The organism is Sneathiella sp., assembly GCF_047631475.1.
Classification (GTDB): domain Bacteria; phylum Pseudomonadota; class Alphaproteobacteria; order Sneathiellales; family Sneathiellaceae; genus Sneathiella.
The window spans coordinates 64,100-86,492 of sequence record NZ_JBLHZT010000006.1 but is presented as its reverse complement, the minus strand read 5'-3'; the positions used below and the strand labels follow the sequence as shown (position 1 = coordinate 86,492).

The 22,393-nt window shown below is 49.7% G+C and carries 23 protein-coding genes; 17 read left to right on the top strand and 6 right to left on the bottom strand.

What is annotated here, in order from left to right; all coding sequences use genetic code 11:
- Window positions 1-275: 275 nt before the first annotated feature.
- From ACJAYR_RS04090 to ACJAYR_RS04020, 15 genes are all read left to right on the top strand, one after another.
- The gene (locus ACJAYR_RS04090) at window positions 276-1,136 is read left to right on the top strand and encodes a MaoC/PaaZ C-terminal domain-containing protein (protein WP_415235406.1); all 861 of its coding nucleotides are present in this window, start codon (window positions 276-278) and stop codon (window positions 1,134-1,136) included.
- A 24-nt stretch (window positions 1,137-1,160) separates the two neighbouring features.
- Entirely contained in the window at window positions 1,161-1,958 is a 798-nt protein-coding gene (locus ACJAYR_RS04085; RefSeq protein ID WP_415235405.1) for an enoyl-CoA hydratase/isomerase family protein, read from the top strand.
- A gap of 127 nt (window positions 1,959-2,085) precedes the next feature.
- Window positions 2,086-2,865, top strand: coding sequence for an IclR family transcriptional regulator (locus ACJAYR_RS04080; protein ID WP_415235404.1), 780 nt, complete (start codon window positions 2,086-2,088; stop codon window positions 2,863-2,865).
- Window positions 2,866-3,003: 138 nt separating this feature from the next.
- Window positions 3,004-4,074 (top strand): C4-dicarboxylate TRAP transporter substrate-binding protein, encoded by a 1,071-nt coding sequence (locus ACJAYR_RS04075; protein WP_415235403.1) that lies wholly within the window; start codon window positions 3,004-3,006, stop codon window positions 4,072-4,074.
- On the top strand, window positions 4,062-4,616 hold the full coding sequence (locus ACJAYR_RS04070) for a TRAP transporter small permease (protein ID WP_415235402.1): 555 nt from the start codon (window positions 4,062-4,064) through the stop codon (window positions 4,614-4,616). The genes ACJAYR_RS04075 and ACJAYR_RS04070 overlap by 13 nt, the downstream gene beginning before the upstream one ends.
- Window positions 4,616-5,959 (top strand): TRAP transporter large permease, encoded by a 1,344-nt coding sequence (locus ACJAYR_RS04065; protein ID WP_415235401.1) that lies wholly within the window; start codon window positions 4,616-4,618, stop codon window positions 5,957-5,959. Before ACJAYR_RS04070 ends, ACJAYR_RS04065 begins: the two co-directional genes overlap by 1 nt.
- Before the next feature lie 226 nt (window positions 5,960-6,185).
- Window positions 6,186-6,959 (top strand): SDR family NAD(P)-dependent oxidoreductase, encoded by a 774-nt coding sequence (locus tag ACJAYR_RS04060; protein WP_415235400.1) that lies wholly within the window; start codon window positions 6,186-6,188, stop codon window positions 6,957-6,959.
- A 36-nt stretch (window positions 6,960-6,995) separates the two neighbouring features.
- A complete protein-coding gene (locus tag ACJAYR_RS04055) occupies window positions 6,996-8,162 on the top strand; it encodes an acyl-CoA dehydrogenase family protein (RefSeq protein WP_415235399.1) in 1,167 nt (388 codons plus the stop codon).
- A 42-nt stretch (window positions 8,163-8,204) separates the two neighbouring features.
- The gene (locus tag ACJAYR_RS04050; protein ID WP_415235398.1) at window positions 8,205-9,377 is read left to right on the top strand and encodes a thiolase domain-containing protein; all 1,173 of its coding nucleotides are present in this window, start codon (window positions 8,205-8,207) and stop codon (window positions 9,375-9,377) included.
- On the top strand, window positions 9,374-9,766 hold the full coding sequence (locus tag ACJAYR_RS04045) for a Zn-ribbon domain-containing OB-fold protein (RefSeq protein ID WP_415235397.1): 393 nt from the start codon (window positions 9,374-9,376) through the stop codon (window positions 9,764-9,766). The genes ACJAYR_RS04050 and ACJAYR_RS04045 overlap by 4 nt, the downstream gene beginning before the upstream one ends.
- 10 nt (window positions 9,767-9,776) lie before the next feature.
- On the top strand, window positions 9,777-10,973 hold the full coding sequence (locus tag ACJAYR_RS04040; protein ID WP_415235396.1) for a CaiB/BaiF CoA transferase family protein: 1,197 nt from the start codon (window positions 9,777-9,779) through the stop codon (window positions 10,971-10,973).
- Between the two features lie 52 nt (window positions 10,974-11,025).
- A complete protein-coding gene (locus ACJAYR_RS04035; RefSeq protein ID WP_169543618.1) occupies window positions 11,026-11,481 on the top strand; it encodes a MaoC family dehydratase in 456 nt (151 codons plus the stop codon).
- Window positions 11,478-12,371: an HpcH/HpaI aldolase/citrate lyase family protein gene (locus tag ACJAYR_RS04030; RefSeq protein ID WP_415235395.1), complete on the top strand. Its 894-nt coding sequence runs from the start codon at window positions 11,478-11,480 to the stop codon at window positions 12,369-12,371. The genes ACJAYR_RS04035 and ACJAYR_RS04030 overlap by 4 nt, the downstream gene beginning before the upstream one ends.
- A gap of 15 nt (window positions 12,372-12,386) precedes the next feature.
- Window positions 12,387-13,562 carry a CaiB/BaiF CoA transferase family protein gene (locus ACJAYR_RS04025; RefSeq protein WP_415235394.1) on the top strand — a complete coding sequence of 392 codons (1,176 nt, stop codon included), beginning with the start codon at window positions 12,387-12,389 and terminating at the stop codon, window positions 13,560-13,562.
- Window positions 13,563-13,603: 41 nt separating this feature from the next.
- A complete protein-coding gene (locus tag ACJAYR_RS04020; protein WP_415235393.1) occupies window positions 13,604-14,383 on the top strand; it encodes an enoyl-CoA hydratase/isomerase family protein in 780 nt (259 codons plus the stop codon).
- A gap of 29 nt (window positions 14,384-14,412) precedes the next feature.
- Here ACJAYR_RS04020 and ACJAYR_RS04015 read toward each other — a convergent pair whose 3' ends face one another.
- Window positions 14,413-16,146: an ATP-binding protein gene (locus ACJAYR_RS04015; RefSeq protein WP_415235392.1), complete on the bottom strand. Its 1,734-nt coding sequence runs from the start codon at window positions 16,144-16,146 to the stop codon at window positions 14,413-14,415.
- Between the two features lie 307 nt (window positions 16,147-16,453).
- Between ACJAYR_RS04015 and ACJAYR_RS04010 the strand changes: the two genes are divergently transcribed.
- Window positions 16,454-16,975, top strand: coding sequence for a PAS domain-containing protein (locus tag ACJAYR_RS04010; RefSeq protein WP_415235391.1), 522 nt, complete (start codon window positions 16,454-16,456; stop codon window positions 16,973-16,975).
- Complete coding sequence (locus ACJAYR_RS04005; protein ID WP_415235390.1) at window positions 16,976-18,211, top strand: methyl-accepting chemotaxis protein; 1,236 nt, start codon at window positions 16,976-16,978, stop codon at window positions 18,209-18,211.
- 80 nt (window positions 18,212-18,291) lie between these two features.
- On the opposite strand, the gene ACJAYR_RS04000 is transcribed toward ACJAYR_RS04005, so the two are convergent.
- From ACJAYR_RS04000 to ACJAYR_RS03980, 5 genes are all read right to left on the bottom strand, one after another.
- Window positions 18,292-18,834, bottom strand: coding sequence for a CARDB domain-containing protein (locus tag ACJAYR_RS04000; protein ID WP_415235389.1), 543 nt, complete (start codon window positions 18,832-18,834; stop codon window positions 18,292-18,294).
- 125 nt (window positions 18,835-18,959) lie between these two features.
- Window positions 18,960-19,742 carry an SDR family oxidoreductase gene (locus ACJAYR_RS03995; RefSeq protein ID WP_415235388.1) on the bottom strand — a complete coding sequence of 261 codons (783 nt, stop codon included), beginning with the start codon at window positions 19,740-19,742 and terminating at the stop codon, window positions 18,960-18,962.
- Between the two features lie 126 nt (window positions 19,743-19,868).
- Entirely contained in the window at window positions 19,869-20,777 is a 909-nt protein-coding gene (locus ACJAYR_RS03990) for a LysR family transcriptional regulator (protein WP_415235387.1), read from the bottom strand.
- 43 nt (window positions 20,778-20,820) lie between these two features.
- Window positions 20,821-21,630, bottom strand: coding sequence for an SDR family NAD(P)-dependent oxidoreductase (locus ACJAYR_RS03985; protein ID WP_415235386.1), 810 nt, complete (start codon window positions 21,628-21,630; stop codon window positions 20,821-20,823).
- A 24-nt stretch (window positions 21,631-21,654) separates the two neighbouring features.
- Window positions 21,655-22,386 carry an SDR family NAD(P)-dependent oxidoreductase gene (locus ACJAYR_RS03980; RefSeq protein ID WP_415235385.1) on the bottom strand — a complete coding sequence of 244 codons (732 nt, stop codon included), beginning with the start codon at window positions 22,384-22,386 and terminating at the stop codon, window positions 21,655-21,657.
- Window positions 22,387-22,393 lie beyond the last annotated feature (7 nt).

The window sequence follows — 22,393 nt, the reverse complement described above, 5'->3', positions numbered from 1 at the left end:
GGTACAGTTTTTACGGATATACGAAATCGATTCTAAAATAAGAAAAAAATATTGACTTCGAAAATGTCAGCCTTCTATATTCGGTTTTAAGAAAGAGGTTCGGTAATGCGAACCCGATAATAAAAAATATACGGGGGTGCGACGAACGGATTATTCGGGCGTTGCTGATCTAGGTGAGTGGAGTGTAGCGCTACACTCACCCTTTTTTCCTCGATAAAAATTGACATTTCGACCTTCGATCTCAGGAAGGTCTCTTCGATAAATGGACACAGGAAATGAACTTAGAAAAAGTCCTGAATTATCAAATTAAAAGCAATGAAATCTCGTTCTCTTCCAAAGACAGCGCTTTGTACGCACTGGGCGTTAATCTGGGGCAAAATCCAACCGATGAACAGGATTTGACTTACCTATATGAAGACGGGATGGAAGCGTTGCCCACCTTGGGCATGGTTCTGGCCCATCCCGGTTTTTGGTTGCAGGACCCCGACTTGAACATTGACTGGGTCAAAATACTGCATGCAGAACAATATTTGTCCCTGTCCAAGCCATTACCTGCCAATGGCGATATCAAGGCCAGTTACAAGGTTCTGGGCGTGAAGGATAAAGGCCCGGAAAAAGGCTGTATTCTGTATTATGAGAAAATTCTAAAAAATGCCAGAAGTGACGAGGAATATTGTCGAGTGATCTCTGGTGTTTTCTGCCGGGGAGATGGTGGGTGCGGCGATGCGGGGACGACGCCGCCGGATCTCCAACCCGTTCCCTCCCGGCCTGCGGATGCCTCCCATGTTCGCCAGATTGATCCCCGGGCCGCGCTGATTTATCGCTTAAGTGGGGATTATAACCCCATCCATATCTCGCCGCCGATTGCCGCCAAGGCCGGATATGACCGACCGATTTTGCATGGTTTATGCACAATGGGATTAGCCGGCTACGTCTTGCTGAACGAATGTGCAGGCGGCGATCCACAAAATTTCGCCGGCATGTCCTGTCGGTTTAGCAAGCCGGTTTTTCCAGGCGACACGGTGCGCACCGACATCTGGAAAGAAGGTCAGGAATTTCAGTTTCGGGTGGTGGTGGAAGACCGGGATGAAGTGGTGCTGGACCGCGGCCGTTTGACACTTAAACGCGCCTCTTGACCAATGATACGAGAAGAAAAGAAGATGACTGATCATTTACTCTTTACCAAGCATGAGGGTGTCGCCGAATTGGTGATGAACCGCCCAAAGGTTCGTAATGCCATGTCACTGGATATGCGTCAGGCAATGTTCGACGCCATTGGTGAAATCGAGCAGGACCCGGAAATTCGCTGTGTTGTTCTGAAGGGGGCCGGTGGGCATTTCATGGCAGGCGGTGATGTTAAAGGCTTTGCTGATTTTAAGGAGATGACGGCCAAAGAACGAGCCATTTATTTCGAGCATCGTGTCGCCGCGTTGCAACCAATGTTGCTGGCCCTGCAGCGGATGCCAAAACCGGTGATTGCCAGTGTGGAAGGTGGCGCTGTTGGCGCCGGGATGTCTTTTATGATGGCCTGTGATCTGGCGATTGCGGCGGACAATGCGTTCTTCAAATTTTCATATGCTGCTATCGGCGCCAGCCCGGATGGATCGGGCTCATATTATCTTCCACGGCTGGTGGGTTTGCGAAAAGCCATGGAAATATCGCTTATGCCTGAAATCATTAAAGCAGAGGCGGCAAAGGATCTGGGATTGGTGAACTGGGTTGTGCCGACTAAGGACCTACTGGAACAAACAAAAACCCTTGCGCAGAGGCTGGCAAACGGGCCGACCACTGGGTATGGATGCATAAAAGAACTGATGTATGCCTCTCATGCCAACAGCTTGCCCATGCAGCTATCATTGGAGGCCAAAAACTGGGGTCGGTGCGCCGCGACGCAGGACTGGCTGGAAGGGATTACCTCGTTCACCGAAAAACGACAGCCTCAGTATAAGGGCTACTGACGGCCGGTGTGGCAGAAGGTTGGTAAAAAAACGTGTTCAGTTGTTTCAATCTTGTGGAAGTTGACTGCGATTTAACGCTAGAAGGAACAGATTACGTATATCTGAACACCTTACGGAGGATGTGTTTGTGAACACAAGAACCAAATCTGAAGGACCGATGGTCTTACCTCGTGCTTTTGCGCTATTGCGGTTACTGGCGGAAGAAACACGGGGTCTTAACCTGTCCGATATTTCAGGTCGGCTGGACGTCCCGAAAAGCTCGCTGTCATCAACCTTGAAAGCTCTTACCGAACAGATGTTTCTGGAACGCGAAGGCGCTCTTTATACGTTGGGTCCGGAAGCCTATACCTTGTCTGCAAAAATTCTGGCGGGACGGTCGATCCGTCAGGTGGCACAGCCTTATTTGAAGAAAACCATGGAAGCCTGCGAAGAGACAGTTTTGCTGGCGGTTCTGGATTCTGACATGCGCCATGCAACCTATATTGATTGCATTGAATCGCCAAAAGCCGTGCGCTTTGCAGTGACCGTTGGCACCCGCCGTCCCCTGTATGCAAATGCTTGCGGCCGATTATTCCTGGCACATCAAAGTAAAGAATTTCGCGACGAATACTTCAAAGACGTCAAATTGGTCCCCGTGACCGAGAAAACAATCACCAAGCCCGACGATATGGAGGCGTTGCTGACCAAAATCCGGACAGATGGAATTTCGATTACTCTTGGGGACTACTCTCATGATGCGGGTGGGTTTGCGGCCCCCATTTTCAATTCAGATGGTGATTTAGTCGCCGCACTGACCATTGAAGTACCGATTTCACGCGCCTTGCGCGAGACAGACCGGTTTAAAGAGGCGGCCATTACATCGGCGAACGCCATTTCACGATTACTTGGACATACGGAGGAGGGCTGAGCCGGGGAGATATCGCATGTAAAACACTTTCCCTGTTGATTTGTTTGTCAACGGCGGAAAGCCATTCGGGGGGCAGCGAATTTGCAGCTGTTGGCCGGATATCCGACAAAACAAATCAATAAAAACAGGGGTGAGGAAATGAAAATTTATCAAATGGGAGTGAAGCTTCTTGCAGCAGGTGTCCTTTTTGCCGGACTGGCAGCGCCAGCGGCCGCAAAACAGGTACTAACTTATACCGATGGCAGTTCAAACCGGGGTGCGCGCGCCGAAGCGGTCATCTGGTTTGCCGATGAGTTAAGCAAACGTACAAACGGCGAGTTGACGATGGAGATGCATTGGGGCGGTAGTTTGCTAAAAGCAAAGGCCGCTGCAAAAGGCGTTGGTGCGGGTGCCGCTGATATGGGTTTTTTGATCGGCTTGTATAATCCAAAATTACAGCATGCCTATACATTAGGGGATTATCCAACCGACTATTCTGATCCTTGGGTCCTGACCCGGGCCATGCAGGAATTGGTGTTGACGAATAAGGATATGAAAAAAGAGTTCGATGCACTGAACTTGAAGCATATCGTTAATATGACATCCACGGAGATCCAGCTTGTCTGTAAGGATACTGTTGTAAAAAACTTGGAAGATATCAAAGGCAAAAAAGTCCGCGGTATTGGCGTTTATGGTAAGGTGTTCAAGGACTTGGGCGCGTCTCCTGTCCGTGTGTCCGTATACAAGGCGTATCAGGCCCTTGACACAGGGTTAATCGACTGCACGCAGACATATTCTTATGCAATTGAATCCTTCAAAATGTATGAAGTTGCGAAAGAAGTGACTGTCCTGAATTGGGGTGCGTTGATGGCTTTGTCGGTTTCCATGAATAAAAATACATGGGAAGACCTTTCCGATGAGCATAAAAAAATCATTGAAAAATTGTCGATTGATATGATCGATCATTATACGAAAACCATTTCCAGTGAGAACGCCAAGGCATTGAGTAATCTGAAGAACGGCATCGATGGGATCAAGTCGAATGTTAACGTCCTGCCGGATGCAGAACGGAACAAGTTGATTGCTGCCAGCGCCTCTTATTTGGAAGATTGGAAAGCCAAATCCAAAGACCTTGGAATTGACGGCGAACAACTAATCCGTGATTACCAAACTCTTCTGCGTAAATATGACGAAGAACGGAAAACACGGGGATATCCATGGGAGCGGTAAATGAGCCCCAGTCCATACCTGGCCCCAAGTTTTTAGGCCGTTTGGAGAGTGTTTTTGTAACACTCTCCGTTATGGCTATTTTAACAATGGGCTTGTTGATTACTGTATCCGTTGTGTCCCGGGCCTTGTTTGGTTGGTCCGTTCCGGATTCTACAATTATTGTGCGGGAATTGATGATTGGGGCTGTGGTGTTGCCTCTTGCTTATGTAACCGCAACACGCTCCCACATTATGGTGGAAGTGCTGACTTCCTTCTTTCCAGATCGGGTTCAACCCTGGCTGAATTTCTTCAGTGTCCTTATCGGGTTGGCCGCTTTGAGCCCAATTCTGTATGGCGGAGTGGTTGAACTGATGGGAACGATTGAAGATGAAGCGTATTTCTTTGGCGACTTAGAGCTACCCGAATGGCCCGGCCGGGCTGTGTTTGCGGCGGGATATGCGTTGTTCATTCTCCGGTTGATTGTTTTGGTTGGTACTGATTTCTGGAGTGCGTTCACGGGGCAACCTCTGGAAGACACGCCAGTTACGAAAGAAGGTGTGTGATGGATGCTTCTTTAATCGGGATGATTGGTTTTCCCATTGCCTTGGTTCTGATCGCCCTTCGGGTTCCGATCGGCTTTGCCATGGCGGGACTGGCCATTTCCTGCACGTTTTTGTATTTTGGATTTAAGGGCGGAGACGAGTTCACCTTTGCCCGCGCACTTTATCCCACACTGGCGTTGATTTCGTCCAATGTGTTTGAATTTTTGCATTCCTATCCGTTGAGTATGGTGCCGCTCTTCATTGCCTTAGGGCATATCGCGTATCATTCCGAGATCACAACTGAGATCTATTACGCCGTTCGCGTCTGGTTGTCCCGCCTTCCCGGTGGATTGGCCATGGCGTCAGTGATCGGATGTGGCGGTTTCTCTGCAATTACCGGGTCAAGTCTGGCTTGTGCATCCGCCATGGGCCGTATTTGTATCCCTGAAATGTTGCGCTTTGGGTATGGCAAAACGTTGGCCACCTCAACCATCGCGGTAGGCGGAACCCTCGGATCGCTGATACCGCCTAGCGTTTTGTTTATCATGTACGGCCTTTTTACAGAAACATCGGTGAGCAAACTTTTCCTGGCGGGTGTTATTCCGGGGCTTCTGTCTTTGCTGGGTTTTATGCTGGTCATTTATATCTGGTGCTGGTTCAAGCCTGAAGAAGGGCCTGTTTCTGACGAAACATATTCGTTGCGTGACAGGTTGCGGGCAACGGCGAAGGCATGGCCTGCGCTAATGCTGTTCCTGACCATCATCGGCGGCATCTATAGCGGGATATTTACGGCGACTGAAGCGGCGGCGGTCTGCATGGTTTTTGCCATTATTTACGGCGTGGTAAGCCGTAAACTGACTTGGCAGAAGTTTATTGTCGCAATGAAGGATACGGCTATTCAAAGTGCGTCCATTTTCTTTATTGCTGTCAGTGCAAAAATGTTCGTGGCTTTTGTGTCCTTAACCGGTCTGACCCGTGAGGTTTTGAGCCTGATCGAATATTTCCAGATGGCCGATTGGGGCATTCTGTTGCTGATTGTGGTGCTGTATCTGGTGATGGGCATGTTCCTTGACCCCCTCGGTATTATGCTTTTGACCTTGCCTTTTGTCGTTCCATTGGTTGAGGGAATGGGTCTGGATCTGATCTGGTTCGGTGTTGTTGTCATCAAACTGCTTGAGATTGGTCTGATTACCCCGCCTGTTGGTCTTAATGTTTTTGTGATTAGCAGTGTGGTTGGAAAGCTTTTACCGGTGCATTCGATTTTCAGGGGCGTTGTGAATTTTCTGGTGGTTGATTTGCTGGTCTTTGGCTTGATCGTGATATTCCCGATATTGTCGCTGTTCCTGCCAAATTCCAAATGGTGAATCACAAAAGGCCCGGCGTAAATCGTCGGGCCTTTTTTCTTCGCATATTCGAACCAGAACCCCTGCGGAAGCAACGCTTCCCGTGGTTTTTTTCTGTTATCCGAACAGGCTTGTAAAAGTTGCGGTATTTCGCATTTTTTGTTTGAATATTGGAATAGTTGTCTGATATTCGTACAAATAGATAATAGCTCAATAAATAAATCATAACTAAGAACAGGAGTTAAAAATGGAAAATCCGATGAACCTTGAAGGTCACAATGTGATCGTGACAGGAGCCGCGCAAGGGATCGGTGAAGCCGTTTCACGGCTGGTTGTTGGCCTGGGCGGTAAAGCCATCATGGTGGACATGCAGCGTGATAAACTGGAAGCGCTATCTGAGGATCTGGGACAGGATAAAACAGACGTTCATGTTGGATCAGTGGCAGATCCAGCCTTCGTCCAATCCATGGTGAATGACGCTGTCAGCAAAAATGGTGCAGTTCATGGTCTGGTAAATAATGCCGGGATTGTTCGGGCGGCGATGGCTGTCAAAATGCCGGTCCAGACTTGGCAGGAAGTCATCGATGTGAACCTGTCAGGAGCGTTTTACTGCCTTCAGGCTGTTGGCCGTCATATGATGGAGCGGGCGGCAGATGGGGACACGGCGCCTGCGTCGATTGTCAATATTTCATCTGATGCCGGACGGCGCGGAACAATGGGACAGATTAACTATGGCGCGGCGAAATCCGGCGTTCTTGGCCTGACCATGAGCGCAGCCCGTGAATGGGCGGCAAAACAGGTTCGGGTTAATTCCATCTGTTTTGGCGTTGTTGAAACCGAAATGACGGAAACCATTCGCTCCGACAAATTTCGTGATGGCGTGATGTCACAAGTGCCAATGAAACGTTTTTCAGATCCTGAAGAAGTGTCGCGTCCGGTGTGTTTTCTGTTGTCGCCAGCGGCCAGCTACATCACCGGCCAGCATCTGTCTGTTAATGGCGGCTACACAATCGGCGTTTAACCCGCAGAACTGAATTTAATCATAAGGATACGTGTAATGAGTGTTGTATTAACGCCTGAACAGGAACAGATCAGGGAAAGTGTTTTACGGTTGTGCCTCAAGTTCGATGATGACTATTGGCTGGCGCGGGATACGGACGGAAAGTTTCCAGAAGAGTTTTGCCGAGCCATTGTCGATGAAGGGTTCATGGGCATTGCCATGCCGGAAGAATATGGCGGAAGCGGGCTGGGGATTGCGGATGCGGCCGTTCTGGCGCAGGCGATCACGGAATCAGGGGCCGCCAACGCAGGCTTTGCGGCGTTGATTATTGGTATTTTTGGTTTGAACCCGGTGGTTGTTTTCGGCACGGACGAGCAAAAGAAAAAGTGGCTGCCGCCGATCATCAAGCGCGAGGATGTCGCCTGTTTTGCGGTGACCGAACCGAACACTGGATTGGATACCACCCGTTTGAAAACCCGCGCAACGTTGCAGGGCGACCACTATATTGTCAATGGCGAGAAAATCTGGACGTCGACGGCCCTTCGGGCCAACAAAATGTTGCTGATTGCCCGGACAAAACCGGAATCTGAGACAAAGCGGCCCATCGATGGTCTGTCTTTATTTTATACAGACCTGAATCGGGATTATGTTGATGTTCGCCCCATCGAAAAAATGGGCCGTAAATGCGTGGATTCAAATGAAATGTTCATTGACGATCTGCCAATTCCAAAATCCGACCTGATCGGTGAAGAAGGCAAAGGATTTCGGTATCTGCTGCATGGTTTGAATGCAGAACGTATTCTGATTGCGGCATCCATGGTTGGACTTGGCCGCGCGGCACTGAATAAAGGCGCGAAATATGCGCGGGAGCGGGTTGTGTTTGGACGCCCGATTGGTCAGAACCAGTCTATCCAGCACCCTCTTGCAGAATCCTGGGCAGAACTGGAAGCGGCGAACCTGATGGCCTTCACCGCGGCGCGCATGTACGACAATAAAGAAGAATGCGGATTACAGGCGAACGCGGCTAAATATTTGGCGGCGGAAGCAGCGTTTAAATCCTGCACGAATGCGGTCATGACCCATGGTGGTATGGGGTATGCCAAGGAATTCCACGTGGAACGGTATTTGCGGGAATGTCTTATTCACAGGCTCGCGCCGATCAGTCCTCAGATGATTTTGAACTATTTGGCAGAAAATGCGCTGGATCTCCCAAGATCCTACTAAACCTTGAGACCCTCATAATAATGAAAAGAAGAGAGGTATTTCATGAGTAGAAATGTCAAAGCCTATATCGCGGGGGTGTATGAGCACCCCACGCGTAAAGCAGTGGATAAGACCCTTGTGCAACTTCATGCTGAAGTTGCCATCGGTGCCCTGAAGGATGCCGGATTGAGCATGCAGGATGTGGATGGGTATTTCTGTGATGGCAGCGTTCCGGGCCTTGGGGGGATGATCATGGCCGAATATATGGGGCTTGATCTTTCCTATACGGATACAACAGAAACCGGGGGCTCGTCCTATTTGGTGCATGTGGGGCATGCTATGCGGGCGATTGCCGCGGGTAAGTGTAACGTTGCGCTGATCACACTTGCAGGCCGTCCGCGTGCGGAAGGTTTGACTGCATTGGCAGCCAGAGACGGCGGGAATGACGCGCCGGAACGGGGTTTTGAATTGCCGTATGGTCCCGCAGTTACAAATCTGTATGCCATGTCCGCCATGCGTCATATGTATGAATATGGCACGACGAGTGAACAACTTGCGTGGATCAAGGTCGCTGCTTCCCATCATGCTCAGCATAATGAAAATGCCATGTTGCGGGATGTGGTGACGGTTGAAGATGTCGTAAACTCGCCGTTGGTCGCGGATCCGTTGCACCGTCTGGATTGTTGTGTGATCAGTGATGGCGGCGGCGCGCTTGTTGTAGTGTCGCCAGAAATAGCGAAATCACTCGGTCATCGGTCAGTCAAAATTCTGGGGCAGGGAGAGGCGATCAAGCATCTGAATGCGGGTCAGATCGATTTAACCTATACGGGGGCGGTCAAGTCCGGTCCCAGTGCCTTTGAAGAAGCAGGCGTGACACCGGCGGACATCGATTATGTGTCCATCTATGACAGCTTTACCATCACGGTTCTGGAAACCCTTGAGGATCTTGGCTTTTGTGCAAAGGGAGAGGGCGGCAAGTTTGTCGCTGATGGGGCGTTGATTTCGGGGGTTGGCAGATTACCGTTCAACACGGATGGCGGCGGATTGTGTAACAACCATCCGGGCAACCGAGGCGGCATGACCAAAGTGATTGAAGCCGTTCGCCAATTGCGGGGTGAAGCCCATCCGAAGGTTCAGGTGCCAGATTGTACTTTGGCGCTGGCCCATGGCACGGGCGGGCAGATTTCACAGCGGGCCGGGAGTGCAACCTTGATTATGGGAAGGAATGACGCATGATGATTTCAGATCGGGTTTATTCTGACCCAAGCATGAACATGGAAAATGAAGCCTATTGGGCCGCCGCAAAAGAAGGGCGTCTTGTTTTGAAGCGGTGCCGGGAATGCAAAAAGTTTCATTTTTTCCCGCGCGCCATTTGTCCGCATTGTCAAAGCAGTGATACAGAATGGGTGAACGCAAAAGGCCGGGGCAGGATTTACAGCTATTCGGTTATGCGCCGTGCGAAAACACCCTATGTGATCGCCTATGTGACCCTTGAAGAAGGGGTCAGCATGCTCACCAATATCGTGGAGTGTGATGCGGATAAGCTTTCTGTTAATCAGGCGGTCGAAGTGACCTTCCATACCACTGAAAGCGGGCATGCGTTACCTGTTTTCCGGCCAATCTAAGGAGACTGCCATGAAACCGCTTGACGGTGTGAAGGTCATTGACCTTTCCAATATGCTAATGGCTCCTTATGCAACGCAGATACTGGGGGATCTGGGCGCGGACGTGATAAAAGTCGAACCACCAACGGGGGATCCCGTTCGCGGTATCACGCCGTATCGGCATCAGGGAATGGGGGCGATTTATCTGAATTGCAATCGCAGTAAACGCAGTGTGGTTCTGGACCTGAAAACACAGGATGGGTATGACATTCTGATAGAAATGCTCAAAGACGCGGATGTCCTGGTCTATAACCGCCGGCCTCAGGTCATGGCGCGGTTAAACCTGTCCTATGAAACCGTGAAGAAAATTAATCCACGTCTGATCTATGCGGGATTATTTGGCTATGGTCAGGGAGGGGCTTACGAGAAAAAGCCAGCCTTTGATGATTTGATCCAAGGAGCCGTTTCCATTCCCTGGTTGCAGCATATGGCTGATGGTCGCGAACCGACTTACGCCCCAACGGCGATTGTTGATCGGGGCGTTGGCTTGTGGGCCGTAGGCCAGATCAACGCCGCCCTGTTTCATCAATTGAAAACAGGGCGCGGGCAACAGATTGATTTACCCATGTTTGAGATGATGACAAGTTTTGTCCTGTCAGACCATCTCGCTGGAAAAACCTTCGAGCCACCAATCGGTGAAGTTGGTTACAAGCGAATGATGTCGCCTGACAGGCGGCCCTATCAGACGCTGGATGGATATGTCTGCGTGATGGTCTATACGGATCGACACTGGGCTTCTTTTTATAAAGCGCTGGGCCGGGAAGACGATCTGATTAAAGATCCAAGGCTGAAAAACATGTCGACCCGCACCGAGAATATTTCGGCCATTCTGAAAGAATTGGCGGATCTATTGAAAACCCGGACAACAGCGGACTGGCTGGCTTTATTTGATCAGGCGGATATTCCAGCCATGCCGCTTCATACCCCAGATAGTCTTTTGCAGGACCCGCATTTGAAAGAGGTTGATTTCTTTTATAATGTCGAGCATCCGACCGAAGGCCAGCTTCTGGATATGCGGGTGCCGGCTCATTGGTCTGAAACTCAGCCCGCCCCCACCCGCCATGCGCCGCAGCTTGGAGAGCATAGTCGGGAGGTTTTAAGTGAGTTAGGATATTCACTGGAGCGTATTAAAACTTTCGAGAAAGCGGGTGTTACAAACACGCTCTAACATGCTCAAAAACGAACAATAAGAACAAAAATCAAAAACAGAGAGGATTACAATGTCAGGTTTATATTATGAAGAATTTTCCGTTGGTCAGGAATTTCATCATGCGTTGACCCGCACCGTGACCGAGATGGACAATATCATGTTTTGCGCGATGACGCATAATCCACAACCGTTGCATCTGGATGAGGAATATTCCAAACAAACCATGTATGGACAGCGCATTGTCAACAGCCTGTTCACGCTGGGCCTTGTGATCGGTGTGACAGTGGCAGATACAACCTTGGGAACGACCCTTGGTAATTTGGGGATGGGCGATATCCGGTTTAAAAATCCTGTGTTTCACGGAGACACCATTCGCGTCGTTACCCGGATCAAGGACAAGCGCGAAAGCAAGTCCCGCCCGAACGAGGGCATCGTGACATTTGAGCATATTGGCTACAATCAGCGTGATGAAGAAATCACTTATGTTGTGCGCACCGGTTTGATGAAAAAGAGGCCCGCAGAATGATACGATCATGGCTTTTTGTCCCCGGGGACAGTGAAAAGAAAATGACAAAAGGTCGGGGAAACCCGGCCGATGCCCTAATTCTGGATCTGGAAGACTCCGTGTCCGATGATCGTCAGGAAATCGCGCGGGATCTGACAGCCTCTTTTTTGAAACAGGAAACGGACCGAAAGCAGCAACTCTGGGTTCGGATTAATCCGCTTGATCATGCGTTTTCATTGGAAGATCTTGCATCGGTGATGCCGGGGGCACCGGACGGCATTGTTTTGCCGAAAGTAAATTCTGCGGCTGACCTCAACCTTCTTGCCTCATACCTGAAAATTTTGGAAGTGCGGGAAGGGCTGCCTGTTGGCAGCACAAAAATCTTGTCTGTTGCGACCGAAACCGCGGCCTCTTTGTTGACCTTCCATACCTATTTGGAAAATGTGACGGATCGGCTTGTGGCCTTGACCTGGGGCGGCGAAGACCTGTCCGCTGCATTGGGCGCCAGTGATAATCGGCATCCGGTGACCGGCGAATACGATGACGTGTTCCTGTATGCTAAATCCATGTGTCTCGCCACCGCCAGAGCGATCGATGCGCAGCCCGTGGGCGTTGTGTATGTCAATTTCCGGGATTTAGCGGGGCTGGAAGCGGAATGTTTGCGCGATCGGCGGTCTGGTTTTATTGGTAAGGCCGCGATCCATCCGGATCAAACCGCCATTATCAATGATGCCTTTACTCCGACGGATGAAGAAATCGAGCATGCCCAAAATGTGATCCGGGTATTTGAAGAAAATCCGGGTTTAGGAACGGTTGGCTTGAACGGTAAAATGCTCGACATGCCGCATTTGAAACAGGCCCGGAATGTTCTGGATCTGGTGCAGAAAATCTTGGCGAAAACGCAGTCTTAATAGGGTAGGTGTGACATGGCAGGATCCTTGGATGGCATTCGCATAATTGATCTGACAACTGTTGTTCTGGGACCTTGGGCAACCCAGATGCTGGGTGATATGGGGGCAGATGTAATAAAGATTGAAACCCCTTCTGGTGATACGACGCGGCATACGGGTCCCCGTAAAACGCCGACAATGGGCCCCTTGTTCCTGTCGGCAAATCGAAATAAGCGCAGTGTTGTTCTTGATTTAACCTCCCCTGAGGACCGGCAGGCCCTGTTCAAGATTGTCGAAACAGCCGATGTTCTTGTTCATAATTTCAGGCCCAAGGTGATGGAAAAACTGAAGTTGGACTATTCGGAGTTTCGTGACCGATTTCCCAACCTGATTTACTGTGCAACTTATGGGTTTCGTAAAGACGGACCCAAGGCTAACGATCCGGCTTATGACGATATTATCCAGGCCGCTAGCGGGCTTGCAGATCTTCAGACCATAACCTCGGATCAACCCCGCTATGTCCCAACGGTCATGGCCGACAAGACAACTGCCTTTAATGTGGTGTCGGCAATTCTGGCGGCCCTTTTTGCGCGGGAAAGAGGCGCGGGCGGACAAGAGATTGAAGTGCCGATGTTTGAAAGTCTGGTGGATTTTGTGATGGTCGAGCATCTGTTCGGTGCAGTCTTTGATCCACCGATTGATCAGATGGGATACGCCCGGCTACTGAATACCATGCGCAAACCTTATGCGACAAAAGACGGATATCTGGCGGTTTTGCCTTACACGGATGATAACTGGCGCGCCATGTTCAAGATCGCCGGACGAGAAGATTTGCAAGCTGATCCCCGATTTTCCAATCTGGCATCCCGGGTCCAGCATTCCGAGGAAATCTATGGATTTTTAGAAGAAATTGTCGCGACCCGATCCAGTGATGAATGGGTGACCTTGCTGCGGCAGGCAAATATTCCTGTTCAGCCGGTGTTGACCAAAGAGGCGTTGTTGGAGGATGAACAGTTGAAGGCCTCGGATTTCTGGAAATTCAAGGATCATCCCACAGAAGGTCGCATTCGAATGACGGATCCGCCGATCCGCTTTTCAGGGACGCCGTCGACGATCCGGCGCCTCCCCCCCTTATTGGGGGAGCATACGGAAGAAATTTTGCGCGAAGTGGGCTTTGAGCGCGAGGGAAGTGAAGAGCCCACGCACTCATAAACCGGCCAGGCGGGCTAACAATTATGAAGAGGAGGGGACAGATGCCGGACTATCAGGCGATATCGGTGCAACAGGATGAGAGTGTTCTGATTTTGTCGTTAAACAAACCAGACAGTTTAAATGCATTGACCTTCCAGATGATGGATGAGGTGCGGGATGTTCTGGCGATGATCGAAAATTCGCCAGACATTCGGGCACTGGTGATCACAGGATCGGGCCGCGGTTTTTGTTCAGGGCAGGATTTGAAAGATCGTCCCAAAGGGGATGATATTATTGACCAGATTATGGACTGTTACTTTAAAGCGTTTCAGGCCATTCGCACCTGTCGGGTTCCTGTTATTATGGCGGTTAACGGGGTCGCAGCAGGCGGCGGTTTTTCACTGGCTTTAACCGGCGACATTATTCTTGCCGCGCGCACGGCCCGTTTTATCCAGATTTTCAGCCGGATTGGCCTCAGCCCCGATTTAGGATCGACATATTTGTTGCCCAAGGTGATCGGGCGGTATCGGGCGCTTCAATACATGATGACAAATGATCCGATCTCGGCGGATCAGGCGGAAGACTGGGGATTGATTTCCGCACAGTTTGAACCGGAAGATCTTATGAAGGAAGCCCGTTTGCTTGCCCATCGATTGGCCGCCGGGCCTACACGGGCCCTTGTCGCGGCCCGGTCATTGGTGGACGATCAGCAAGGCGTTGAATATGAAGCACGGTTCCGTGCAGAGCTCGCGGTCAATATGGATTTAAAAACCGGATTTGATGCCAGAGAAGGGGGGCAGGCCTTCATCGGAAAAAGGCCAGCACAGTTTCGCGGGTTTTAAGCGACGGGTGAGCCAGATTATCCCGGACCTTAAGAAGCAACAGACTGTAGGTTTTCATAAATTTGTTGTGACGAAGACTGGCACAGGGTCAGTGGGATTTTGATCCTGGCACAGGTTCCGTTATTTTTGCTGCTTTCTATTTCCAGTTTACCGCCGCGGGCTTCTATCAGGGATTTGCAGATATAAAGACCCAGGCCGGTTCCTGAGGTTTTGTTCTTTGCCGTATAGTCTGCATTTTGAAGAATGAACGGCTCTCCAATGCGCTGGAGGACTTCTTCTGGAATACCGGGGCCATTATCCTGTATGGATAAAATGATTTCTTTCTTGTCGGTGACATTCCAGTGAATGTTGATCCGGCCATTTTCGGTTGGTACAAAGCGCAGGGCATTTGAAATCAGGTTGTTCAGAATTTGCGTCAGGATAGTTTTGTCGGAATAAATGCAGTGCGGAAAACCAGGACCTTTTTCAACAGTAATTTTAGTCTGTTTGTTATCGTTCACATGTTCGAAACGTTTGGCAATTCGCGCAGAGTGTTCCACGACGTCATACCTTTCCAGAGAAAATTGATATCCCGTTGCTTCGTATCTAGAGATATCGAGAACATCATTGACCATACTCAGAAGACTTTCACCGCTTTGGTAAATGTCGTCCACATAGCTTTCATAATGTTTGTTATCGATGGGGCCCCAGATCCGTTTGCGCATCATGTCAGAAAACCCGATGATGGCGTTTAGGGGCGTTCTGAGTTCGTGGCTCATGGAAGCCAGAAACATTAATTTCGCCTGATTTGCCTCTTTTGCGCGAAGATTGGCATGCCGCAATTGTTGCTGGCTAAGCTGGTCTTCGGTTATGTCGGTTCGCATGGACACAAAGCGTGCGATCTTACCATCATTGTCCAGAACGGGAACGATTGTTGATTTCACCCAGTATATGCTTCCGTTTTTGGTTCGGTTGCATATATCGCCTTTCCAGATGTCACCGCGTGAAATGGTGCGCCACATTTCTTTAAAAAATTCAGGCGGGTGCACATTTGAATTCAGGATCCGGTGATCCTGACCTACCAGTTCTTGTTTGGTATAGCCCGATATCTCGCAAAAAAGCGGGTTGATTTCAGTAATGATGCCGTTTGCATCGGTTTCACTGAAGATGGAATGGGCGTCGATTACCGCCTGCTTGCTGGTCAGTTCCCTTTCAACTTCCAGCCGTCGATAGTTGTCCAAAAACAGAAGGCCCAGAAAGGCAACGCTAGGGGGATACACAATCAGAATAGCGATCGAAAGATCTGCAATGATGTTTTCGAAGCTTTCTGCATGCAGCAACGGAAAGAGGCTGATTAATCCCAGATGGACAACAAGACCCAGCCCGAGAAGCATCCAGACAGTCACTTTTTCGGTTTTTCCGTGCACATATACCCGTAACGCGCATCCGCACCCGGTCGCGATTATGATGGAAAGGATTCCAACCATTGCGCCGTCGCCGCCAAGCCATAGTCGGTATCCACCGGCCATAACCATGGCAATGGTACCGCCGATATAGCCACCAAATAAACCACTGAGAGCAAGGATGATTGTCCGCCCATCAAAAAAAATACCTGGAGCGACTTCGAAAGGCACCATCATACCAATAATGCTGATTGAGCCGAATAGTAGACCAAGGGCAGGCAGGATCAGATTTGATCGGTCCTGTAATTCTCTGATGACATATTTATGGATGAGTGCAAGGGTTAATAACAGCGTTACTTCTTTGACAAGGCCTACGATCAACAGTCTACTCCATACTACCTAGAAGGCACTTTAAGAAGGAATAGGCTACCAAAAAGTGCTTCACAAAACGATAACGAACTTATAAGCTGTTGCACCCTTGCACAGCCTATAGAAAATACACATCTGATATACTACCATGATATACGCCTATGGTCTTATAAAAACTGAAAATATAAAATTTAATAAATAATAAGGACTAATTCTATTCGTGCAGGTTTCAAATTATTCTTTTTTTAATTATTTGTACGCTAGAAAGCCTAATCGAGAACCCAAATACCTGCGTAACACGTACATCACCGAGGCTTCCATGCACACCACTCCTGTTGATACGGAGATCAAATTCTCCCCCGATGAAATCATTGTGTCCAAGACGGACCTGAAAGGTCGGATAACCTATGCAAATGATGTTTTCTGCCGGGTCGCGGAAATGAAAACAGCAGATGTGATCGGTAAGCCGCACAATATTATCCGCCACCCGGATATGCCCAGAGGCGTGTTCAAGCTTCTATGGGAAACGCTGCATCAGGAAAAAGAAATTTTCGCCTATGTGAAAAATATGTCTGCTACTGGGAAATATTACTGGGTTATTGCGCATGTCACGCCATCCTGGAATACAGAAGGGGCCATCATTGGGTATCATTCCAACAGACGGGCACCGGACACGGCTATGGTTCGGGAAATTTCGAAGTTATATGCGGACGTCCTTGCAGAAGAGAACAAGCATACGAACCCGAAAACGGCAGCGGATGCGGGATATGAATTTCTGAATACCAAAGTTCAGGCAGCGGCAGAAAATTATGATGAATTTGTCTGGAAGATGGTGGCCTAAATGTTTGGATTATTTGGCGGAAAAGAAAAGACTGACGAAAAAACGGCTGAGGCTTCTTCTAACGACCTTTTGAAAGCCGAACTGGAGGCGTATAAAGCAGCGTTTGCATCCTTGCAGGAGGTTACTGAACGGGTGCAGCGCGGGGATATGGAAGCCAGAATTACGGACTGGGATTGCCATGGAGACCTGTCGCCAACCCTGGCTGGTTTTAATCAGACCCTTGATCTCACAGATTCTTTTATTCGGGAATCAACGGCGTCCCTTTCTGCGGCGACAGCAGGGATTTATTATCGCAGATTTCTGGATACGGGCATGCGGGGTCGCTTTGGCGATGGCGCCCGACAGATGAATTCCACGATTGAAACCATGCAGCAAATGAACGCTGATAAAATTCGTCAACGGAATGAGCTGAGTAACTCGTTTGAGCAAAGTATAGGTGAAGTTGTTCAGATCTTAAGCGCGACCGTTTCTCAGGTCGCAAGTACGTCTTTGCAACTAAAAGAATATGCAACGGAAAATCAAAACCTTGCCTCAACCGTGGCCGCCGCGGCAGAAGAAGCAACAGTGAATGTGCAGACTGTGAGCGCCGCGTCTGAACAACTTTCCGCCTCGGTGCAGGAAATTGCCCGGCAAGTGGCAGCTTCTTCTACCAGAACCTCCTCTGCGTCAGAAGATGCAACCTTAACCTCGGAAACCATTCAACAATTGAAGGGGGCGTCTGAAAATATTGGCATGACGGTTGGCCTGATCAAAGACATAGCAGATCAAACAAACCTGTTGGCCCTGAACGCCACGATTGAAGCGGCAAGGGCCGGTGAAGCGGGCAAAGGATTTGCCGTTGTGGCGTCCGAGGTAAAAAGCCTTGCTCAGCAGACCACCAATGCAACGGGTGAAGTTGATCAGCAGGTTCAATCCATTCAGGGCAGTACAGAAAGTACGGTTTTGGCCGTCCAGAAAATTGCAGATTCTATCCTGCAACTGAATGAAATCACGTCGTCGATCGCGTCTGCTACTGAAGAGCAAACCTCGGCAACCCTTGAAATCAGCCGAAATATTCAGGAAGCCTCCCAAGGGACAAATGAAGTCGCGGTTAATATCAGTAAAGTTTATGACTCTGCGACGAGTACATTAAAATCCGCCGATGAACTGGATGCGGCCGCCTCTCAATTGAATGCGACGGTCCTGTCTTTACAAAAACAATCTGCTGAATTTTTGCAGGTGATCAAAGCAGCATAAGATGCGCTCAGCATTCCTGAAGAATAAAAAAGGCCCGTACTCATCAGTTCGGGCCTTTTTTGGTGAATTGCGTGGTCAGGCTATTGATAATTCATGCCGTAAGTGTTGTTTGTTTCATTGCTTTCCGTGATCTTTTTAAAATAATCGGCTGTGAAAAGAAGACGATCACCCCGTGTATAATTTTCAGGCGGGATGGTAATCATGACCAGTTTTGTTTGTCCTGCGGCCATGGGAGGAATAATCGCATCTGCCCCCCAAGACTGGTTATTGGCAAGAAAATGCTGACCAAACAAAACGCCTTGTGGTGCTGGGCCAGCTCCCATATTCCGGATTTTCACCTGAAAGGTATTTTGAGAGCCAGGCTTCCGTTTCGCGCCCATGATTTTAAAATCAGGCAATACGACTTTTGCTTTTACCCGTTTTGGTGCAGTCATTGACCGAGAAGGGGCTGAATTGCTTTTTATCTTCGCATCTTCGCAATGGTAAGCGCCATTTTCCAGAACGGGCAATTGACCAAGGGGACATTTTGGTTTCGGCCCGTTTGGGTTGTTAGCCATTGCGCTGGACGCGACGGTGGAAATAACGAGCGCGGTTAATAGAGTAGAAAGCGTAGATATTTTCATAACAGGTTCCTTTTCCAGAGTGTAATACCTGTTTGTCGTCGGTCCATGCGTTGCGGTTCAAAAATAAAAATACTTTTTCGACTAGCAGGCGATGACATTTTGGTACGCCTCATGGAGGACCGATGTCAATTATTTGGCAGGCCCACACGGTTGCGTCCTTCTGGGGTTTTGATCGAAAAATCACGTCCTGCGAATTCAGCACCGCCCGGCCCGCATAAAAATGCGACAGCCTCCGCCGCCCATTCGGCAGGGATGTGATGAGACGGGTCAAGGCGGCTGACGGCATTGATCTGTGCTGCTCGGATTTTTTCCATCATGCCCGTGGCGACTGTACCCGGCGAAAGCCCGACTATCCGAATATTCTGATCTGCGGTTTCCAGATGGGCAATCTCGGTCAGTTTTTGGGCGGCTGCTTTTGTAGAACAGTAATGGCTCCACCCGGTTAAGGCACTGTTTGCCGCCCCCGAACTTAGATTTACAATAATACCGCCTCCTAACGCCCGCATGACCGGAATTGCCGAACGTAATGAAAAATAGATGCCTTTCAGGTTGATATCCACAGCGGCAGACCACAACTCGGGATCGCTGTCAGCCAAATAACTTAAGGGTTCAATGACACCTGCATTATTAACAACGATATCGAGACGTCCGGTTTCTTGCTGACAATATTGAACAGCGGAGCAAACCGACTCATACTCACTGACGTCACATCTCTTGAAATGGGCTATTCCGCCTTTTGTACGAATATCCTCTGCTGCCTGCATCCCGTCGTTTTGGCTGCGCGCTGTCAGGATGACTTCGGCGCCGTATTCCGCCAGTTTAAAGGCTGTGGCTAATCCGATCCCGCGGCTCGCGCCGAAGATCAAAGCTGTTTTTCCAGTGAAATCCTGCGGGCGTATTTGTGTCATGAGGCTGTTTCCTGTGCATTGGTTGAAGAAAGCAACAGGTAGCAATTGGTCGCGGCGGAATAAAGGAGGCGATCTGCATTAGATTAATGCAAAAGAAACATTAATAGGTAACACCTTGACTGTCTGTCAGGTGCCAATACCGATTTTGCTGCGCAGGAAATCGAGCATTGCCCGTACTTTAGCGGGCACATAGTGCCGACTAGGATAAAGCGCCCAGACGGCCGTTGAAAAATTGGTTGCTGTCACAGAATAATGCGGAAAAAGATCAATCAGGGTTCCCTTTTCCAGATCGTCCCGGACAAGCCAGTCGGCCAGAAGCCCGGCACCCAGACTTTCCAGAACCGCCGTTCTGACACTGAGGGCTGATTGAACGGTCATATCGCCCTGTATGGGAACTCGGCTTACCCTATCGGGATTGTCTGTACGGCGAAATAAAAGGTCTTTTCTGTAGAACGGAAGGGCATGAGTAATGCAGTTCACGGTTCTCATCGCATCAGGCGTTTCCAGTTTGCCGATTGATGTTGAAAAACCGGGCGTGGCACATAAAAGGTAACGGGTCTGCATTAGTCGGCTTGTAATATGATCTGCATGGTCCGACGGTTGCAACCGAATGGCCAAGTCGATCCCTTCTGAAATAAGATCGACGACGGCATCGGTAAAAATGAGATCCAGCTTAATATGCGGATATTGTTTTTTGAACGTGGCCATCAAGGGCATGAGAACAACCTCACCGAAAGCGACAGAGGCAGTGAGCCGCAGGGTCCCGCTTGGACCATTGTCCGAGGGGCGTAGTTCTTCTTTCGTTTGTTCCAGTTCTTCCAGAAGGGTGGTGGCTCTTTTAAGGAAATGACTGCCTGCTTCGGTTAGCGACATGCTACGGGTTGTGCGATGGAGAAGGCGAATATCCAGGTCGTTTTCAAGCTGGCTGATTGTCCGCGAGATTGAAGATGGATTTACATCCCGATCTGCTGCCACCGCAGCAAAGTTTAATTTTCGGGCGACTTCCAGAAAGATTTGCAGGCTGTCAAAATTCATTCATGCAAAATATGCAAGTATTTAACAGGGCGCAATCTTTATTCTAATCAGACGACGCCAGAGCCTGTGACAGCGCAAGGCCGGTTCCAAATGTTTCTGTGAGCCCAAGTCCGCCATCAATGGTCAGCACCTGCCCGGTGATATAGGAGGCATCGTCAGAACAAAGAAACGAAACCGTTTTCCCAATATCAGACGCCGATGCAACCCGGCGAAGGGGAACAGTTTGCTCGACAATGCGCACATTTTCCGGAAAGTCTGTCAATTTAACGCCTTCGCTTCGATTGACCAGTCCCGGAGCGACCGCATTAACCCGAATGTTATCGGGTCCAAGTTTAACCGCCAGATACCGTGTAAGCTGTTCCAATCCGGCCTTTGAGACATGATAGGCCCAACTGGTTTGTTGATGGGCGATCCGCAGCGCGGTTACAGAGGATACATTCAGGATTGCCCCATGCCCGGATTTTTTAAGCAGTGGTGTCGCGTAATCCGCAAGATGAACGGCCGCTTCCAGAACCAGTTTGCTGTGATCATTCCAGTCTGTTCCTGCCAGTTTTCCAATATATTCTTTTTTGCGGGCCACGGCAGCGTTGTTGACGAGAATATCAAGGCCACCCAAAGAGGCTTCAACCTGCTGGATGGCTTTTTTACATCCTTCCGGTGCCATGATATCAGCCTCGATCGCAATGACCGGTGCGTCTTTCGTCGAGAGTTTTTGAGCCACCTGCTCGGCTTTGTCTTTTTGGATATCAACAATGGCAACGCTGGCGCCGTTTTGATGCAGGATTTCAACGATGCCCTGTCCAATTCCCTGGGCACCCCCGGTCACCAATGCAATTTGGCCTGTATGACGCATGATTAGCTTCCTATTGTTGATCCATTATCGCGGAAGGCCCGGGCGGATCTCGACCCAGTTTATATTGGCCCGTTTCGGGGTATTCAGGATATTCCCGATAACCAGTGCGATGTCTTCAGGCTGGATTTGCCAGTCCTGTTTTTGGACATCGGCAAATTCGGTCGCCACTGTCCCGGGCGCCACAAGGCTGACGCTGATGCCATGTTGACCCAAGTCCAGAAACAACGCTTCTGTAAAGCCCTGTATCCCTGATTTTGTTGCACTATAGGCGGTGCCGCCAGCAAACGCATACCGTCCTGAACGGCTGCCCAGATTGATGATATGGGCATTGTTTGATTTCATGAGTTCTGGCAGGGCCGCCTTGCTGCAATTGAACACGCCCGTCAGATTGGTATCAATCATGGCCTGCCAATCCTCGATCGACAGATCGATGATGGACGCAATTTTCCCAACGCCGGCATTATTGATCAGAACATCAATCTGTCCCATGGCCGATGCGGCCTGCGCCATCATTTTCGTGACATCTTCATAGCGGCGAATATCGCAGACGGCCCCATGCAAAACGGCCCCCTTCAAAGCGGCCGTCGCATGCTTATCCTGTAGCGTTTGCAATGCGTTTTCAAGGTTGGCGGCCGTGCGTGCACAGATAAAAACAGAATGCCCTTCAGCCAACAGATGGTCTGCTGTTGCAAAGCCGATCCCGGTAGAACCGCCTGTCACGACACAGTTTAATGAAGACAGATTCTGATCAGCCATGTTGGTC

Coding starts and splice junctions, on each gene's coding strand:
- ACJAYR_RS04075 (WP_415235403.1), top strand. CDS start 3,004: ATGAAAATTTATCAAATGGGAGTGAAGCTTCTTGCAGCAGGTGTCCTT.
- ACJAYR_RS03980 (WP_415235385.1), bottom strand. CDS start 22,386: ATGGCTGATCAGAATCTGTCTTCATTAAACTGTGTCGTGACAGGCGGT.
- ACJAYR_RS04045 (WP_415235397.1), top strand. CDS start 9,374: ATGATGATTTCAGATCGGGTTTATTCTGACCCAAGCATGAACATGGAA.
- ACJAYR_RS04025 (WP_415235394.1), top strand. CDS start 12,387: ATGGCAGGATCCTTGGATGGCATTCGCATAATTGATCTGACAACTGTT.
- ACJAYR_RS03990 (WP_415235387.1), bottom strand. CDS start 20,777: ATGAATTTTGACAGCCTGCAAATCTTTCTGGAAGTCGCCCGAAAATTA.
- ACJAYR_RS04050 (WP_415235398.1), top strand. CDS start 8,205: ATGAGTAGAAATGTCAAAGCCTATATCGCGGGGGTGTATGAGCACCCC.
- ACJAYR_RS03995 (WP_415235388.1), bottom strand. CDS start 19,742: ATGACACAAATACGCCCGCAGGATTTCACTGGAAAAACAGCTTTGATC.
- ACJAYR_RS04055 (WP_415235399.1), top strand. CDS start 6,996: ATGAGTGTTGTATTAACGCCTGAACAGGAACAGATCAGGGAAAGTGTT.
- ACJAYR_RS04090 (WP_415235406.1), top strand. CDS start 276: ATGAACTTAGAAAAAGTCCTGAATTATCAAATTAAAAGCAATGAAATC.
- ACJAYR_RS04070 (WP_415235402.1), top strand. CDS start 4,062: ATGGGAGCGGTAAATGAGCCCCAGTCCATACCTGGCCCCAAGTTTTTA.
- ACJAYR_RS04005 (WP_415235390.1), top strand. CDS start 16,976: ATGTTTGGATTATTTGGCGGAAAAGAAAAGACTGACGAAAAAACGGCT.
- ACJAYR_RS04085 (WP_415235405.1), top strand. CDS start 1,161: ATGACTGATCATTTACTCTTTACCAAGCATGAGGGTGTCGCCGAATTG.
- ACJAYR_RS04035 (WP_169543618.1), top strand. CDS start 11,026: ATGTCAGGTTTATATTATGAAGAATTTTCCGTTGGTCAGGAATTTCAT.
- ACJAYR_RS04020 (WP_415235393.1), top strand. CDS start 13,604: ATGCCGGACTATCAGGCGATATCGGTGCAACAGGATGAGAGTGTTCTG.
- ACJAYR_RS04030 (WP_415235395.1), top strand. CDS start 11,478: ATGATACGATCATGGCTTTTTGTCCCCGGGGACAGTGAAAAGAAAATG.
- ACJAYR_RS04010 (WP_415235391.1), top strand. CDS start 16,454: ATGCACACCACTCCTGTTGATACGGAGATCAAATTCTCCCCCGATGAA.
- ACJAYR_RS04000 (WP_415235389.1), bottom strand. CDS start 18,834: ATGAAAATATCTACGCTTTCTACTCTATTAACCGCGCTCGTTATTTCC.
- ACJAYR_RS04060 (WP_415235400.1), top strand. CDS start 6,186: ATGGAAAATCCGATGAACCTTGAAGGTCACAATGTGATCGTGACAGGA.
- ACJAYR_RS04065 (WP_415235401.1), top strand. CDS start 4,616: ATGGATGCTTCTTTAATCGGGATGATTGGTTTTCCCATTGCCTTGGTT.
- ACJAYR_RS04040 (WP_415235396.1), top strand. CDS start 9,777: ATGAAACCGCTTGACGGTGTGAAGGTCATTGACCTTTCCAATATGCTA.
- ACJAYR_RS03985 (WP_415235386.1), bottom strand. CDS start 21,630: ATGCGTCATACAGGCCAAATTGCATTGGTGACCGGGGGTGCCCAGGGA.